A 16941-nucleotide genomic window follows, 5' to 3' on the forward strand; every position below is an offset into this window, starting at 1 on the left:
GGATGGCGCGGTCCGGATGGCGCGGTCCGGATGGCGCGGTCCGGATGGCGCGGTCCGGATGGCGCGGTCCGGATGGCGCGGTCCGGATGGCGCGGTCCGGATGGCGCGGTCGGGGCGGCGCGGTCGGGCGTGGGGGTTGCCGGGTTGCGCGGGATTACTCGGCCGGGGCGAAGAAGTCGAAGCCGCCGATCGGGGCCAGGACGCCGCCGAGGTCCAAGCCCAGGCCCAGGCCCGGCTTCGACGGCTCGGTCGAGGACGGCGGCGGGGTGGACGAGTCCGGCGTGGACGGGGACGACGTGGTCGCCGAGCTGCTGGCCGAGCTGCTGGTGGGCGGCGGCGCGGTGTCGCTGCTCGGGGGCGTCGTGGTCGTCGGCGCGGTGGTCGTGGTCGACGGCGGCTGTTCCGGGGCCGGGGCCTGTTCCGTCGTCGTGGTGGTCGTCGGGGCCGGCTGCTGGGTCGCGCGCGGCTTCTGGGTGGCGGTCTGCGCCGGGGTCGTGGTGTCCGTCGTGGACTCCGCCGTCTGCGGCGCCTGCTGCTGCGCGGCGGCAGCCGGGGCGAGATCCTTGCCGACCGTGTTGGTCGCCCGCGCGGCCGGCCGGGTGTCGTAGCGGACCTCCGCCAGCGGGCGCTCGTCGGGCGACGACAGGAGGTTGCTCGCGGTGAATGCGACCGTCCCGGCCAGCACCACGCCGCCACTGGCCATCGCCACCAGCTTCGGCACGGAGAACCCGCCGCCGCGCTCCTCCTCGCCCGCCCGGCCCTCGCGCTTGAGCAGCTCGGTGACGTGCAGCTCACGCCCGGACAGGTTGGGCGCCGCCTTGAACCGGACGGTCTGCTCGTCGGTGATCCGCGGGATCGGCTGGGTTTCGGCTTCCCGCCGGGCGATCAGATCGGCGACGCACAGCTGGGCCGTCGTCCCGTCCCGTCGACGGCGTTTGTCGTCGTTCGACACCGAAGGTCACCTTTCCCGGAGAGTGCGTTGCGCTACCGGCCGGGAACATGGATACCGAATCGTGACCGAGTTCGTAACCCCTTCGGGCGAACTTTCCTCGACAACAACCCCGCGAAGTCACTCCCCGTCAAGTCGCCGTTCAAGATCCATACCCACCGTCAACTGCGCTGGGCCGAAAGGACACGCGTTCCGGTGATCCTCGGCTGACTCGTCTCTGTGAGCCAGAACACCTGCTCGACGCGCATCCACCGACCGGTCCGCTCCTGCATCGAGACCACCGCGAGCACCGACCCGTCCGGCCGCGCCGAGGTCGACTCGATCGTGATCGACTGGATGCGGTCCCACGCCGCCACGAACTCCCGGCCGCTGCCGCCGACCAGCTCGGGCGAGAGCAGCCGGGCGGCCTCCGCGGGCTTGGCGGGCAGCAGCTCGTAGAACCGCCGCACCACGTCCACGCGCGGGTTCGGCCCGGTCGCCACGCTCGGCGGCGGCACCACGGACGGCGCCGCCGGATCGTCGGCCGCCATCGGCAGGGGCGCGACCTCGGCGGGACGGCCCGGCTCGGCGCCGTCCCCGGTCCGCGTGGACCCGCCCGGCTCGGCGGACCCGCCCAGCTCGGCGGAGAGCACGTCCGGCCGCAGCGCGGAGTGCCCGCTGATCTCCCGGGGCGCGGCGGCCCGCGGGCGCTCCGGACCGGGCGCGCGGTGCCCGGCCAGGACCGCCACCGCCGCCACGGACGTGATCAGCACGAGCGCGCCGGTGACCAGCCCGGCGATCCGCGCGCCCCGCCGGGACGGCGGCGGCGCGGACCGGTGGACCGGTTCGCCCAGCAGTTCCGTGACCAGGCCCTGTGTGGCGGCCTGTTCCGGAGAGGGGATGCGCAACGGGGTCCGCTGCTTCCTGATCAGCTCGGCCACCGAGACCGAGCCGGTGCGGTTGTGCCTGCGACCGCTCGTCGTAGGGCGCTGCACTGGCGACTCCCTAACCCTGTGTCGTCAGGCAGAACACGTACCGCGCACACAACATCGGAATCCAGACGCAACACGAGGGTTCACCCGTTCGTGGCGGCCAACGGTCCGGGCGGGCCGTTCCACCGAGCGCCCGGTGGCGTGCGCACGAAACGCTGTACGTTCGCGAACGACCGCTAAACCCCGCCGAACAGCCGCTCGGCGTTGATCAACGGGTCACCGCTCGTGGTGAAGACGAGCTGCCGCTTCTCGGTGGTGGTCGAGCCGTCTTTGTTCTTCACGTGCAGCGTGCTGATGGTGACGCCCCGGGCCGGGTCCACGCTGATCTCGGTCACCTCGATCGCCGAAACGTCCTTGAAGTGGCCGTTGAGCAGCGCCTTCGCGTCGGCTTCGAAGGTGTCGGCGACCATCTCCAGCACGGTCGCGGTGTTGGCCACGGCCTGCTCGTAGAAGCTCTCGGTCCGCTCCGCGACGGCGACCGCGTCCACCACCGGCGCGCCGGAGCTGGGGACCGTCGTGACGGTGGGCGACGCGGACGGCGCGGACGACGTGGGTGCCGCCGACGTGCCGCCGACGGCCGTGGCGGGCGTCTCCGGGGTCCGCTCGGGGGCCGCCAGCGCCTCGGGCCGCTCGCCGGGTTGGGGGCGGGGGGTCGGCGTGGCGGACGGCGTGCTGGTGCCGAACCCGGTCACGATCGGCGCGGACGTGGGGTAGCCGGGCATGCCCAGGCGGTCGGTCGGCGTGCCGGCCCCGACGAGCTTGACGGCGGCGTAGACGAGCCCGGCCAGGACACCGGCGGACGACAGCACGGCGAACCACGCGGCCCGCTTCCACGTGCGGGGCGGGGTGACGGAGGCGGGCACGAGCCCGATGTTGAAGCTGCCCAGCCCGATCGACTCGCGGTCGGGGTGGGGGTTGCGCTGAGCCGGGATCGCCGCCTTGGGGGGTGGGGGCGGCGCTGCGGCGGTGCCGGGGCGGACCCGGCTCGGGGCGGTCGGCTGGAGCGTTGAGGCGGTCGTGCTCAGCGGGAGTTGGCCGGTGGGGGCCGTGCCCGGTGGGCGGTCCGCCCGTGGTGCGGGGGCGTGGTCGAGTTCGCCGCCCAGCGGCAACCACGGTGCCGCGCCGTCCTCCAGCCGATGTCGACCCGATCGTTCCGGTTCCCCGATGTCCATGCCTGTGCAGACCCTCCCCAACCCCGGTCCTGACGCCCTCAAGGCCGCTGTTCACCTGTTCAGGGGCAGGGGATCGGGGGTGGGACGAACGAGACCCTGCGCCCACGCAGCAGCGTAGGTGCAGGGTCCCCGAGTGGCCCGACAGATCAGCCTTGTGACACCGAGGGACACTCTTCCGAGTGAGTTTCAGCCACCGCTGTTCAACCGCTTGCGACTGCTCTGCAACGCGTTGGTGGCAGCCAGACCCGCACCACCGGCGATCAGCGCGCCGATGACGTCACCGGACACGCCGGCGCCCGACGTGATCAGCAGGCCGACCAGGGCGATGACCGTGGTCACGCCGGCAACCGTCCACCTGCTCCGGACGTACTGCGCGATCGGCGCGCCCGCCGCCCGCTTCGACTTGGCGGCCGACCCCAGCATGGCCAGGTAGCCGTCGTGGGCCAGCGTCGCCAGCACACCGAGGATTGCGATGAGACCCGTGATGAGACCGATGACGCCCATGCACCCAGTGTGCCCTCGGTTTTTCCGGTTGGAACATCGGTGATCGCCCTGATATCCCCCTGGTGTGGAGTTGTACTGGCACGACGCCTGCCTGGAGCACGACACCGGCACCGGCCTGTGGGAGCTGCCCGGCGACTGGACCTGGCTCGACACCCCCGAGCCGCACCCGGAGAACGCCGCCCGGCTGCGCACCTTCCGGCACGCCCTCACCCACGGCCCGGTCGCGCCGCACCTCACGTGGCACGAAGGTCGGTTCGCCACGGAAGAGGAACTGACCCGCGTCCACGCGCCCGAGTACCTCTCGTCCATATATAAGGCGTGCAGCGGCACCGAACGGGTGCTCCTGGAGACCAACACCGTCGTCGGCCCGGGTTCCTGGGACGCCATCCGCGCCGCCGCCGGCACGGCGCTGGCCGCGTACGAGTCGGTGGCCGCCGGCCGGACCCGCCTCGCCTACGCCCTGGTCCGCCCGCCCGGCCACCACGCGCAACGGGCGCTGCCCGACGGCTACTGCATGGTCAACAACGCCGCCCTGGTGGCCGAGACCGCCCGCCGCGCCGGCCACCGGGTGGCGGTCCTCGACTGGGACGTCCACCACGGCAACGGCACCCAGGACATCTTCAAGGACACCGACGACGTCCTCACCGTGTCCATCCACATGCGCCACGGCCCGTGGGGCGCGAACCACGTGCAGACCGGTGGTCCGGAGGAGAGCGGGCCGACGAACCTCAACGTGGAGTTGTCCCTCGGCGCGGGCGACACGGCCTACCGCCGCGCGCTGGACGAGGTGGCCCTGCCGGCGGTCGAAGCCTTCGGCGCGGACTTCCTCGTCTGCGCCTCGGGCTTCGACGGCTCGGCGTTCGACCCCAACGGCCGGCACAACCTCACGGCTTCGGGTTACCGCGACATCGGCCGCCGGGCCGCGGGGCTGGGGCTGCCCACCGTGCTCACCCAGGAGGGCGGCTACCTCCGCGGGTACGCCGCCCTGTGCCTGCACGCCCTGGTCGAGGGGCTGGTGGGGGTCGGCCCGCTGGTCGACGACCCCCTCGCCTACCTGCCCGACGACACCCAGTTGATCGACACCGACCTGGCCCGCGCGGTCGGGACTAGCGGCCCAGCGGGCCCCGGCCCAGCTTGAGCAGGATCATCGCGAGGTCGCGGCCCTCGGGACCCAGTTCCTTGTAGCGGTTGAGGACGTCGATCTCGCGGTTGTGCACGATCCGGGTGCCGCCGGCCGCCATGCGGGCCGCGCCGATCGTCCGGGAGACCTCGACGCGGCGCTTGACCAGGCGCAACAGCTCCGCGTCGAGGTGGTCGATCTCCTCGCGCAGGGCGTTGATGTCGTGGGTCTCGGTGGGAGCGGTGTCCGTGCTGTTCATCGGGGTGACCTCTCGCTGGTGGGGTCCTGACCCTGGGAAGCAGCGAAGCCCCGGGGTCCGAGGACTCCGGGGCTTCGTGGTGGCTTTATGCGCGCTAGCGGTCCACGGGAGCCGGAGTCCGGATCCCGTAAAAAAACTCGAAGTGGGCCATGCGCACGCCCACATCATGCCACAGGAGCCGCCCTGTCGGGGGTACCCGGTAACGTGAAGCCACGATGAGCGCCTTGTTCGACTTGCCCTCAAGTCCCCCCGCATCCCGGCCCTCCCGCCTGCTGGACGACCTCAACCCGGCGCAGCGCCGCGCGGTCGAGCACGCCGGGTCGCCGCTGCTGGTCGTCGCGGGCGCGGGGTCGGGCAAGACCCGCGTGCTCACCCGCCGGATCGCCCACCTGCTGGCCGAGCGCAACGTGCACCCCGGCCAGGTCATGGCCATCACGTTCACCAACAAAGCAGCCGCGGAGATGAAGGAGCGCGTCGCCGACCTGGTCGGCGCCCGCGCCCGGTCGATGTGGGTGTCCACCTTCCACTCCATGTGCGTGCGGGTCATGCGCCGGGACGCGAAGACGCTGGGCCTGTCGTCCAACTTCTCGATCTACGACGCCGACGACACGCGCCGCCTGATCACCCTGGTGGCCCGCGACCTCGACCTGGACCCCAAGCGCTACCCCGCCCGCACCCTGGCCGTCCACATCTCGAACCTGAAGAACGAGCTGGTCGGCGTCGCCGAGGCCAAGGAGCAGGCGGCCAACGACCTGGAGCGCCGGGTCGCCGAGGTCTACGAGAGCTACCAGCGGCGGCTGTCCACGTCGAACTCGCTGGACTTCGACGACCTGATCATGCGCACGGTCGAGCTGCTGCAGAACCACCCGGACGTGGCCGAGCACTACCGCCGCCGCTTCCGGCACGTGCTGGTGGACGAGTACCAGGACACCAACCACGCCCAGTACACGCTGGTCCGCGAGCTGGTCGGCACGGGCGAGGACGGCGTCGAGCCGGGCGAGCTGTGCGTGGTGGGCGACGCCGACCAGTCGATCTACGCCTTCCGGGGCGCGACGATCCGCAACATCGTGGAGTTCGAGCGCGACTACCCGCAGGCCACGACGATCCTGCTGGAGCAGAACTACCGGTCCACGCAGAACATCCTGACCGCCGCCAACGCGGTCATCTCGCGCAACCCGAACCGCCGCGACAAGCGGCTGTGGAGCGACCTGGGCGAGGGCGAGAAGATCGTCGGCTACGTCGCCGACAACGAGCACGACGAGGCCGCGTTCGTGGCCCGCGAGATCGACCGGCTGGTGGACTCCGGCGAGGCGAACAACGGCGAGATCGCCGTGTTCTACCGGACCAACAACCAGTCGCGCGTGTTCGAGGAGATCTTCATCCGGCTGGGCCTGCCCTACCGGGTGGTCGGCGGCGTCCGGTTCTACGAGCGGCGCGAGGTGCGCGACGCGCTGGCGTACCTGCGCACGCTGGCCAACCCGGACGACACGGTGTCGTTGCGGCGGATCCTGAACGTGCCCAAGCGCGGCATCGGCGAGCGGGCCGAGGCGTGCGTGGCCCTGTACGCGGAGCAGGAGCGGATCAGCTTCGTGCAGGCGCTCCGGGCCGCGGTCGAGGGCCGGGTGCCGATGCTGAACCCGCGGTCCCGCAACGCGATCGCCGGGTTCGTGGAGCTGCTGGACGAGCTGGCCGTGATGGTCGACCGCGGCGACGACGTGGCCGACGTCCTGGAGGCCGTGCTGGACCGGACCGCCTACCGGGCGGAGCTGGAGGCCAGCGACGACCCGCAGGACCACACCCGCGTGGAGAACCTGAACGAGCTGGTCACCGTGGCGCGGGAGTTCACCGAGCTGGGGTCGGCCACCCAGGTGCCCGCCGAGGACGAGGGGCTGCCCGCCGAGGGGTCGCTGGCCGCGTTCCTGGAGCGGGTGTCGCTGGTGGCGGACGCGGACTCGGTGCCCGACGCGGAGTCCGACGGCGTGGTCACGCTGATGACCCTGCACACCGCCAAGGGCCTGGAGTACCCGGTCGTGTTCTGCACCGGCTGGGAGGACGGCGTGTTCCCGCACATGCGGGCGCTGGCCGACCCGGTCGAGCTGGCGGAGGAGCGGCGGCTGGCGTACGTCGGGATCACTCGGGCGCAGCAGCGGCTGTACCTGTCGCGGGCGCTGGTGCGCTCGGCGTGGGGGCAGCCGTCGGCGAACCCGGCGTCGCGGTTCCTGGACGAGATCCCGGCGGACCTCGTGGAGTGGAAGCGGGTGGAGCCGAAGCGCTCGGCCCCGTCCACCGCGACGACGTGGGGCAGCAGGCGGTCGGACGGCCCGTCGCGGCCGGCGCCGACGAACACGGCGTGGAAGGACACGCCGGCGCTCAAGCTGGACGTGGGCGACCGGGTGAGCCACGACAAGTACGGGCTCGGCAGCGTCATCGCGGTCGACGGCTCGGGCCCGCGCGCGACGGCGACGATCGACTTCGGCACGGCCGGCAAGGTCCGGCTGATGCTCATCGGCGGCGTCCCGCTCGTGAAGCTGTAGCCCGCTTCGGCGGCTGAGCGCTGTCGAGAGCGCTCCACACCATCGTGTGCACAGGATCACCCTTCCGGGTGGTCTTTTGTGCGTGGCGCGTGTGCATGCAGGCACATGCAAGCCGGGAGTGTCACTCGGTCGTGTTTGGTTGGAATTCGTGGGCAACCCGGGAACAGGTCGGGCGTCTTAAGGGTTGTCAGAAGCGGGATGGCCGGGGCATTCGGGGTGAACCGGGCAGAGGTAGCCGCTTGACGACGGGGAGGCGGCGACCGCGTCGGGGGCGGGCGTCGTGACCCAGGGGATAACCGCGGGGGCGGTCTAGGGGGAAGGCCGGGTCGCACAGCGACCCGGCCTTTCACTTGCCCGAGTTGAAGACCAGACGCCGAGGACGCCGCCGAGCGCGCTCGAAGCCCGCCGTCACGCGCCGCGAAGCCGCCGCCGCCAAGCCGCCGCCACCAAGCCGCCGCCACCAAGCCGCCGCCGAGCCCGAGCCGCCGAGCCACGGCCGCCGCGCGGAGGCATCGCCGCTGCTCGGCCGCCGCCGGGCCGCTGAGGCCGGGCCGCCGCCGAGCCAGGCCCGCCGGCGCTGCGGGGAGCCGCCCGCCGGCCGGCACTGCCCGTGCCGGCCGCGCACCTACCCCCGCTACCAGCGCGATCGCCCCACCGCGCCCGCCTCCACCAACCACCCCACCAAGCACCCAGCACGCGAAAGACCCCGGGCGCGAACGTGTCGCCGCCCGGGGTCTTCCGCCGAACCTTCGCTCAGACGCTGATGCCCTTGGAGTTCAACCAGGACAAGGGGTTGATCTTCATGCCGTCCGGGTTCCAGACCTCGAAGTGCAGGTGCGGGCCGGTGGAGAAGCCGCGGTTGCCCATGCGGGCGATCTGCTCGCCGGCCTGGACGACCTGGCCCTTGCGGACCGAGTAGGTGTCCACGTGGCCGTACACCGTGACCGTGCCGTCCGCGTGCTCGACCTTCACCCACAGGCCGAAGCCGCTGGCGGGGCCCGCCTCGATGACGACGCCGTCCGCGGCGGCCAGGATCGGGGTGCCGATCGGGCCCGCGATGTCGATGCCGTAGTGCATGCCGCCCCAGCGACCGCCGTAGCCGGACGTGAAGTCACCGCTGGCGGGACGGGCGAACTTGGGGCGCCGGGCCTCGGCCTCGGCGGCTTCGCGGTCGGCCGCGATCTGCGCGCTCTTCGCGAGCTTCTGCGCCTCGGCGGCGGGGTCGGTCGTCTTCGCGACCGGGAGGATGTGCGGGGAACCGGCGTGGCCCTGGCCACCGACACCGAACGCGGCGGCGCCGTCGGCGGCGCTCGCGAGCGGGGTGACCTCGTCGGACGGCGTGTCCGACGAACCCAGGGCGTGCAGTGTCTGACCTGCGCCCGCGGCGGCGAACGCGCCGACCGCGACAGCGGCGACCACGATCCGACCACGCAACGCCGACGGGGGCGGCGGGAGCCGGTGTGATGCCACGGCGCGCACGGCGAGGCGTTCGGTCGCCTCTTCGAGCACTGCGGAACTGCTATGGCCGCCGGGGGAGCGGTGACGAGACAAAACCAGGCCTTCCGTCTTCGGGGAGTCCGGTCGGGACGCCGGGCGGGGGATCCCGGTGAGCCGGTCGGGGTACCGGCTCGGTGTCCTTCTGTGACCAGACCGTGACAACGGACCGGGGGACAGTAACGGGGCGGAAGGCGCGAAGGCAATCCCCGTCCACGATGTCTACCGTTTAGCGGTTAACGTCAACGCCGGAAGTGTGCGCTGTGACGCTAGGTCACCCCGCCGCCGCCAAACCCCTCACTTACAGGCACGATGTCGTGCGACACGCCGTCATCCGATCGAGTGATTGCGGTCACCACCGCGTGCAAAGCGCGCCTGTCAACGGGCAGTGAGAGGTGACCTGAATCACGTATCCGGTGCTCCTCGACGAGCAACGACGGGTGCTCCAGGCGGCCGTTCCGCTGCGGGATCACGACCTGGTCCATCTCGCTCCACACCACGACGAACCGCGTCCGGCACGGCCGGCAGGGTTCGGCCAATTCGGACAACAGGTCCGAACCCGGGCGGAGTTGCCTGGTCAGGGCGGTGGGGAAGAGGTAGGCGGACAGCGTCCCGCCGTGCGGGGTGCCGAGCGTGACCAGCGTCCGGACCCGCGCGTCGCCGTTCAGGCGCTGCACGTAGTACCGGGCGATCAACCCGCCGAGCGAGTGCCCGACGACGTGGACCCGCTCCGACCCCGTCTGCTCGCAGATCCGCTCGACGTGCTCGCCCAGCAGCGCGGCCGACCGGCGGACATCCCCCGTCAACGCCGTCAGCACGCTGTAGTTCACCGCGTGCACCACCCCGAAGCCCCGCCTCCGCAGTGCCCCCGACAGCACCGCGAAGGCGGAGCGGTTGTCCCCGATCCCGTGCACCAGCACGATCGGGGTGCCCGCCGCGTCCATGGCCGAAACAACGAGCCCGCGCGTCCGGGGCGACAACTGATCGGTTCGGTAGTGCCGCAGATGCCCTTCGGGGCGCAGTTGCTCCTCGACGACACCCCACGGGTACATCGCCGCGCGGGACGCGAGCCAGGCCGCCTCGACCACGGCACCCCACGCCCCACCTGGGGAAAGAGCCGCGCGTGCCACGCCCAGCGCGCCGCCGAGCAGGTCCCGGCCGGTGGCGGCGCCGGTCTCCACCGCGCCGTTCAGCCCGGTGCCCACCCGGTCGACCAGGGACCTGGTCCACCGCTGAACTTCACCCATAGGGCTGACGGTAGGTGAGATTTCCACAGGTTCGGGAGTACCCGAAGCACCTTCTCGCCATTCCGGTCGAAGTGGCCCGCCCTGCTAGTTTCGAGCCGATGATCCGCACCGCTGATCCGGTCTCCCCCGCGTCCACCGGCCTCCGCACGGCGCTCGGGCTCGCGGTCGCGGGCGCCGTGTGCGGCGCGGTCGGCCCCGTGCTGAACGTCGTGGACGACACCGCGCCGCCCGCCTTCACCGCGTGGCCGCTGCTGGCCCTGCTCGCCCTGCTGCCCGTCGCGGTGGCCACCTGCTACTACGCGCGCGGGCGTGCGACGACCGGCGCTGCGGTGCTGGTGCCGCTGGGCGCGTTCGCGGTGTGCCGGTTCCTGGTGGACCTGGCGATCGCGCTGGACCCGGTCGGCGTCTCGCGGCCGGAGCTGCTGCGGGTCACGACGCTGGCCGCGCCCGAGCCCGCCGCGGGCCTGTGGGTGCTGCTGGCGGGGCACGTGCTCACCGCCGCCGCGGCCGTGGTCGCGGTGACCCGGCTGGAGACCGAGGGCGGCCGGGGCGGTCGGTTCGGCCTGGCCACCGCCGCCGCCGTGGTCGCCGTGACCGGTCTGCTGTCGCCGCCGTTCGCCTCGCTCGACCCGTTCCTGCGGGCCGGGAGCCTCCTGGACGCCCCCGGCCCGGCCCTGGCCGGTGGCCTGCTGCTGCTCGTGGCCGTGCCGGTGGCGACCCTGCTGGCCGCCAGCTCGGCCGACGACGACGTGCGGACCGGCGGCCTGCTCGGCGTCGCGCTCACGCTGCCCGCCTTCGTCGCGCCGGGGTTGGCCGCCGTGGCGGTCCTGGACGAGATCTTCCTCGGCGTGGGCGCGGTGACGGTCATGATCGGCGCGGCCGGCCTGGTCTTCGCCGCCCTGCTGCCCGAGCACGTCCTCAAGGAGCGCGAGGGCGCGCTGCCCGGACTGCGCAGGTTGAACCTGGTAGTGACCGTCCTCGGCCTGGCGGCCGGGGCGTTCCTGCTGGTCGGGGCGCTCACGCCGCACCTGAGCGTGCCGGCCGGCCTGAGCGCGCCCACCGACTACGCGGCCCGCCTGCTGTGGCCGGCCGCCGCGTTCACCCTGCTCGCCCTAGCCCCGAAGGCCCGCCCGGCGTTCATCGCGGCGACCGCCGCCATCCCGCTCGCGGCCGGCCTCTCCCTGGACGCGGTCTTCGCCGCCACCCAGGTCGCCACCGTCCTGCCCGGACCGGGCGTCTGGTTCACCACGGTGGGCGTGGTCCTCGCGATCGCCGCCGTGATCACGGCCGTGGTCGCCGGCGCGGCCGAACGCGACGAAGAGGACGTCACCACGACCTCCCCGTCACTGCCCCTGATCGCCGTGGCGCTGATCGCGGGCCTGGTCGCCATCGGCGCCTTCGCCATGCCGGTCCTCCGCGCCCCGGACCTCACCCCGATCACGGCCCTGGGCCTGCGCGTCGGCTCGTGGGGCCTGCTCATCGCCCTGGCGGGCGTGCTGGCCGCCATCGGGTTGGCCCTGGCCTCGCGCCCGGTCAAGGGCGCGGCGCTGCTGCTGGGCGCGGCCGGCGTGACCCTGACCCGGGCACTGGAGTACCCGCTGACGGCGTCCCGCGCGGCGGACACCTCACCCGGGCCGGGCCTGTGGCTGGCGGTGGCCGCGACGGTGGCCCTGGTGATCGCGGCGGCGGTCCGCACGTCCCGCTGACCGCGAGGCCGCCTCCTTGTCGCGTCGCGAACGCCCCTCTTGACCGCAAGGCCGCGTCGGTTTGTCGCGCCGCACGAACGCCCCTCTTGACCGCGAGGCCGCCTCGCTTGTCACGTTCGCGCGAACGCCCGTCCACCGCGAGGCCGCCGAGCCGACTCCAGGGCGGCCGAGCCGCGCGACGGAGTCGCGCCATCCAACACAGTGATCGACCTCACCACCTTTGAGACGGACCTCACGGGTGTGGGGTGCGAGGTGGTCCGCGCAGGTCGATAGTGTTCCTCGCAGCCGCGTCGAGCCGGTCCCCCCACGGCTATGCCGGCGTTCCAGGTGATGCCTGGTACGTGTGGGCACCAGGCCCCAGCCTGGAGCGCCGGACCACGAGGACCGCACCACGGACGCGGTGTCCGACACCGACGTCGCAGGAGACCCGAGTGGACCTGTACGAGTACCAGGCGAAGGACCTCTTCGCCGCCCACGATGTCCCGGTGCTGCCGGGCGACGTGGCGAGCACCCCCGCCGAGGCCAAGGCCATCGCCGAGCGCTTCGGCCAGACCGTCGTCGTCAAGGCCCAGGTCAAGACGGGTGGCCGGGGCAAGGCCGGCGGCGTGAAGCTCGCCGAGACCCCGGACGAGACCGCCACCAAGGCCGAGGCGATCCTGGGCCTGGACATCAAGGGTCACGTCGTTCACCGCGTGCTGGTGACCCCCGCGTCCGACATCGCCGAGGAGTACTACTTCTCCTTCCTGCTCGACCGGGCGAACCGGACCTTCCTCGCGATGGCCTCCGTCGAGGGCGGCATGGACATCGAAGAGGTGGCCGCCACCAAGCCCGAGGCGCTGGCCAAGGTGCCGGTGGACGCGATCAAGGGCGTGGACCGCGCCAAGGCCGACGAGATCGTCGCCGCCGCGAAGTTCCCCGCCGAGGTGGCCGACCAGGTCGCCGACGTGATCGTGAAGCTGTGGGAGACCTTCGTCGCCGAGGACGCGACGCTGGTCGAGGTCAACCCGCTGGTCCGCGACCCCGAGGGCAAGATCGTCGCCCTCGACGGCAAGGTCACCCTGGACGAGAACGCGTCGTTCCGGCACCCGCAGCACGAGGCGCTGGTCGACAAGCAGGCCGAGGACCCGCTGGAGGCCAAGGCCAAGGCCAAGGGCCTGAACTACGTCAAGCTCGACGGCCAGGTCGGCATCATCGGCAACGGCGCCGGTCTGGTCATGTCCACGCTGGACGTCGTCGCCTACGCCGGTGAGAAGCACAAGGGCGTCAAGCCCGCGAACTTCCTGGACATCGGCGGTGGCGCGTCCGCCGAGGTGATGGCCAACGGGCTGGACATCATCCTGCACGACCCGGACGTGCGCAGCGTCTTCGTGAACGTCTTCGGCGGCATCACCGCCTGCGACGCGGTGGCCAACGGCATCGTCGCGGCGCTGGGCATCCTGGGCGACGAGGCCACCAAGCCGCTGGTGGTCCGCCTGGACGGCAACAACGTGGAGGAGGGCCGGCGCATCCTCGCCGAGGCCAACCACCCGCTGGTGACCGTTGTGGACACCATGGACAACGCGGCCGACAAGGCCGCCGAACTCGCGGCTGCGGGGGTCTGACGATGGCAATCTTCATCACCAAGGACAGCAAGGTCATCGTCCAGGGCATGACCGGCGCCGAGGGCACCAAGCACACCAAGCGCATGCTGGCCTCCGGCACGAACATCGTCGGCGGCGTGAACCCGCGCAAGGCCGGCGAGAAGGTCGACTTCGACGGCAACGTGCTCCCGGTGTTCGGCTCCGTGGCCGAGGCCATGGAGGCCACCGGCGCCGACGTGACCGTGATCTTCGTGCCGCCGGCGTTCGCCAAGGCCGCCGTGATCGAGGCGATCGACGCGGGCATCGGCCTGGCCGTCGTCATCACCGAGGGCATCCCGGTGCACGACACCGCCGCGTTCTGGGCGCACGCCGTCGCCACCGGCAACAAGACCCGGATCATCGGCCCGAACTGCCCCGGCCTGATCAGCCCCGGGCAGTCCAACGCGGGCATCATCCCGGCCAACATCTCCGGCGCGGGCAAGATCGGTCTGGTGTCCAAGTCGGGCACCCTGACCTACCAGATGATGTACGAGCTGCGGGACTTCGGCTTCTCCACCGCCATCGGCATCGGCGGCGACCCGATCATCGGCACCACCCACATCGACGCGCTGGCGGCCTTCGAGGCCGACCCGGAGACCGCGGCGATCGTGATGATCGGCGAGATCGGCGGCGACGCCGAGGAGCGGGCCGCGGCCTACATCAAGGAGAACGTCACCAAGCCGGTCGTCGGCTACGTGGCGGGCTTCACCGCCCCCGAGGGCAAGACGATGGGCCACGCGGGCGCGATCGTGTCCGGCTCCGCCGGCACCGCGCAGGCGAAGAAGGAGGCCCTGGAGGCCGCGGGCGTGAAGGTCGGCAAGACGCCGTCCGAGACCGCCGCCCTCATGCGGGAGATCATGCAGTCGATCGGCTGATCGCTCACCCGTTCGTGAAGGCCATCTCCCGTGGGAGGTGGCCTTCACGGCGTTGTGGCGTGCGTCAAGCCACGCGTTCGGGGGAACCGGGGAGATCCGGTCGTCGTCGGAGAGTGTGCATCGGCTAGCGTTCTGTCGTTGCCTTTGGTCCGTCGGTGGAGGAGGAGACCTCACCATGTCCGTGCCGTACGGCGCCCCTCAACAGCAGCCGGGTCCGGCGCAGCAACCGGTGGGCGTGAACCTGAACTTCATCCTCCCGCTGGTCGGCGCGGGCCTCGGCCTGATCGCCTACCTGCTCGCGTTCGCCGACGACGTGTCCACCGCCAGCATCGACCTCCTGCTCGCGGCCGGTGTCCTGTCGGGCCTGTCGGTGCTGCCGAAGATGCCGCGCCTGCTCCCCGCCGCCGCGGTGCTCACCGCCGTGCCGACGCTGCTCTTCCTCCAGGGCATGATCAAGAGCGAGGCCGACACCAAGGGCATGCAGATCGTGCTGCTCCTGGTCGCCCTCCTGGAGACGGCCGCGGTCGTGGCGAGCCTGCTGCTCGACGCGGGTGTGCTGAAGCTGGAGCCCAAGCCCGCCAACCCCTACGGCCAGCCCGGCGGCTGGAACCCGCAGTCCGGTGGCTTCCCGCAGCCGGGGCAGCAGCCGCCGCACCAGCAGCAGCAGCCGGGCCAGTTCAACCCGCCGTCGGGCCAGTTCGGGTCGCCGGTGCAGCCCCAGCAGCAGCAGCCGGGCGCGCCGCAGCCCACCTCCTACATGCCGCAGCCGGGCCAGTTCAACCAGCCGGGCCAGCAGCCGGGCACGCCGCCGGGCGGGTTCGGCCAGCAGCCGCAGGGCTGATCGTCTTCTCCGGGAAGGGGTGGCACCGCACGCGCGGTGCCACCCCTTCCCGCGTCCGGGCCGGGGCGAATTCCGCCGACACCGGCCCCGCCTCACCTGAACGGACCACGCCGACTGGGAACCTGGGGACATGCCGGTGCAAACGCCCTCGCACGCCGCCGTGACCGAGTCCGTGCGCCCGCCCGAGTTCTCCCGGGGCGAGCGGGCCCGGGTGCTGGCCATGACGGCCGCCGGGTCCGTGGTGGTCAGCTACGCCGCCGTCGCCGCGTTGCTCGCGCTGGTGTCGTCCACCGCCGCGCACGCCGAGTTCTCCACCACCGGGGTGCTGGCGGCGTCCGCGCCGGGCTGGCTGGTCGCCCACCACGTGCCGCTGCGCTTCGACGGCGGGCAGCTCGGCGTCCTGCCGCTGCTGCCGACCGTGCTGCTCATGCTGCTGGCCTCGCGCGCGGCGGCCGGCGCGGCGGACCGGCTGGGGCTGTTCGAACCGCTCCAGGCGCGCGGCGTGGTGCTGTCCATCGCGTCCGCGCACGCCGTGACCGGCGGCGTGATCGCGTTCCTGATGGGCGACGAGGGCGTGGTGCGGGCGACGCCGGCCGTGGCGTTCTTCGGGTGCGCGGCGGTGTCCGGGGTCGCGGCGGTGGCCGGCGTGGCGCAGCGGTGCGGGCTGGTCGAGGTCGTGTTCGAGCGGATCGACCCGGTGGCCCGGCACGGCCTGCGCGCGGGCGCGATGGCGTTGTTCGCGCTGACCGCGTGCGGCGCGCTGCTGTTCGCGTTCGGGCTGGTGGTGTCGTGGCCGTTGACCAGCTCGCTGTTCGACCAGACCGGCGGGACGCTGGGCACCGGGCTGGGCATCTGGCTGATGTGCCTGGCCTACCTGCCCAACGCCGTGGTCGGCGCGCTGTCGTACGTGGTGGGGGCCGGGTTCTCGCTCGGCGCGGTCACCGTGAGCCCGCTGGTGTTCACCGGCGGGCCGGTGCCGGCGGTGCCGCTGCTCGCGGCGCTGCCGGAGCAGCAGTCCCCGCTGCTGCCCCTGGTGCTGATCCTGCCCGGCGCGACCGGGGTGCTGGTCGGCTTCGCGCTGCGCGCGGCGGCCGGGACGCCCCGGGCCCGGCTGCGGGCCGTGCTGGTCGCGGCGGTGGCGGCGGGCGTCGGGACGCTCGTGCTGGCGGCGGTCGCGGGCGGCAGCCTGGGCGGTGGCGCGTTCAACCCGGTGACCATCCCGGCCGGCCTGCTGGCCGTGCTCACGGTCGGGTGGATCGCCCTGCCCGGTGGGGTGGTCGCGTGGTTCGCCGGCCCCCGCCCGCCGCGCGTGGTCGAGGAGCCCGAGCCCGTCGCGGATGACGAGCCCGAGGACGACTACGAGGACGAGGACGACGACTTCGAGGACGAGGACTTCGAGGACGACCTCGAAGAACTCGAAGAGGAAGCCGAAGAAGAGGACGACTACGACGACGAGGACGAGCCCGTCGCGGAGGAAACCGCCGAGGAGTTCGAGGAAGACGACGAAGACCCCGGCGACGAAGATCCCGGTGACGAAGACCCCGGCGGCGAAGACCCCGACGACGAGGAAGACCCCGAGGACGACCAGCCGGAGGACCGGGAGGACCTGGCCGACAAGCGCGACTAGGCACCGCTTAGGCTGCTCCTGAG

Annotated in this window: 14 protein-coding genes; 7 read left to right on the forward strand and 7 right to left on the reverse strand. The window is 72.5% G+C overall.

The genetic code is table 11. The features are described from left to right. Nucleotides 1-154: 154 nt before the first annotated feature. The 4 genes from ABD126_RS20300 to ABD126_RS20315 all read right to left on the reverse strand — a co-directional run bounded on the left by ABD126_RS20300 (nucleotide 155) and on the right by ABD126_RS20315 (nucleotide 3596). Nucleotides 155-952 carry a hypothetical protein gene (locus ABD126_RS20300; RefSeq protein ID WP_343935424.1) on the reverse strand — a complete coding sequence of 266 codons (798 nt, stop codon included), beginning with the start codon at nucleotides 950-952 and terminating at the stop codon, nucleotides 155-157. A gap of 158 nt (nucleotides 953-1110) precedes the next feature. After that, nucleotides 1111-1923 carry a hypothetical protein gene (locus tag ABD126_RS20305; protein ID WP_343935425.1) on the reverse strand — a complete coding sequence of 271 codons (813 nt, stop codon included), beginning with the start codon at nucleotides 1921-1923 and terminating at the stop codon, nucleotides 1111-1113. A gap of 173 nt (nucleotides 1924-2096) precedes the next feature. Beyond that, a complete protein-coding gene (locus tag ABD126_RS20310; protein WP_343935426.1) occupies nucleotides 2097-3092 on the reverse strand; it encodes a hypothetical protein in 996 nt (331 codons plus the stop codon). Between the two features lie 186 nt (nucleotides 3093-3278). Then, entirely contained in the window at nucleotides 3279-3596 is a 318-nt protein-coding gene (locus tag ABD126_RS20315; protein ID WP_343935427.1) for a hypothetical protein, read from the reverse strand. Nucleotides 3597-3660: 64 nt separating this feature from the next. Here ABD126_RS20315 and ABD126_RS20320 point away from each other — a divergent pair, with 64 nt between their 5' ends. Further along, nucleotides 3661-4734, forward strand: a complete 1074-nt coding sequence (locus ABD126_RS20320; protein ID WP_343935428.1) for an arginase family protein — start codon at nucleotides 3661-3663, stop codon at nucleotides 4732-4734. Here the strand turns inward: ABD126_RS20320 and ABD126_RS20325 are convergent. After that, entirely contained in the window at nucleotides 4703-4975 is a 273-nt protein-coding gene (locus tag ABD126_RS20325; protein ID WP_343935429.1) for a chorismate mutase, read from the reverse strand. The two genes, ABD126_RS20320 and ABD126_RS20325, sit on opposite strands and share 32 nt — an antisense overlap. Nucleotides 4976-5190: 215 nt before the next feature. Here ABD126_RS20325 and pcrA point away from each other — a divergent pair, with 215 nt between their 5' ends. Next, nucleotides 5191-7509, forward strand: a complete 2319-nt coding sequence (gene pcrA, locus ABD126_RS20330; protein ID WP_343935430.1) for a DNA helicase PcrA — start codon at nucleotides 5191-5193, stop codon at nucleotides 7507-7509. A 753-nt stretch (nucleotides 7510-8262) separates the two neighbouring features. Here pcrA and ABD126_RS20335 read toward each other — a convergent pair. Further along, the gene (locus tag ABD126_RS20335; RefSeq protein WP_343935431.1) at nucleotides 8263-9018 is read right to left on the reverse strand and encodes a M23 family metallopeptidase; all 756 of its coding nucleotides are present in this window, start codon (nucleotides 9016-9018) and stop codon (nucleotides 8263-8265) included. 254 nt (nucleotides 9019-9272) lie between these two features. Next, nucleotides 9273-10250 (reverse strand): esterase/lipase family protein, encoded by a 978-nt coding sequence (locus tag ABD126_RS20340; protein WP_343935432.1) that lies wholly within the window; start codon nucleotides 10248-10250, stop codon nucleotides 9273-9275. 98 nt (nucleotides 10251-10348) lie between these two features. On the opposite strand from ABD126_RS20340, the gene ABD126_RS20345 reads away from it, so the two are divergent. From ABD126_RS20345 to ABD126_RS20365, 5 genes are all read left to right on the forward strand, one after another. Beyond that, nucleotides 10349-11956 carry a hypothetical protein gene (locus ABD126_RS20345; protein WP_343935433.1) on the forward strand — a complete coding sequence of 536 codons (1608 nt, stop codon included), beginning with the start codon at nucleotides 10349-10351 and terminating at the stop codon, nucleotides 11954-11956. A gap of 431 nt (nucleotides 11957-12387) precedes the next feature. After that, on the forward strand, nucleotides 12388-13557 hold the full coding sequence (gene sucC, locus ABD126_RS20350; protein WP_343935434.1) for an ADP-forming succinate--CoA ligase subunit beta: 1170 nt from the start codon (nucleotides 12388-12390) through the stop codon (nucleotides 13555-13557). 2 nt (nucleotides 13558-13559) lie between these two features. After that, a complete protein-coding gene (gene sucD / locus ABD126_RS20355) occupies nucleotides 13560-14450 on the forward strand; it encodes a succinate--CoA ligase subunit alpha (RefSeq protein WP_343935435.1) in 891 nt (296 codons plus the stop codon). Between the two features lie 175 nt (nucleotides 14451-14625). Next, nucleotides 14626-15291, forward strand: a complete 666-nt coding sequence (locus ABD126_RS20360; protein ID WP_343935436.1) for a DUF5336 domain-containing protein — start codon at nucleotides 14626-14628, stop codon at nucleotides 15289-15291. A gap of 130 nt (nucleotides 15292-15421) precedes the next feature. Continuing rightward, entirely contained in the window at nucleotides 15422-16918 is a 1497-nt protein-coding gene (locus ABD126_RS20365) for a cell division protein PerM (RefSeq protein WP_343935437.1), read from the forward strand. Nucleotides 16919-16941 lie beyond the last annotated feature (23 nt).

Origin of the sequence: Saccharothrix mutabilis subsp. mutabilis (genome assembly GCF_039521145.1) — a bacterium.
Lineage (GTDB): Bacteria > Actinomycetota > Actinomycetes > Mycobacteriales > Pseudonocardiaceae > Actinosynnema > Actinosynnema mutabilis.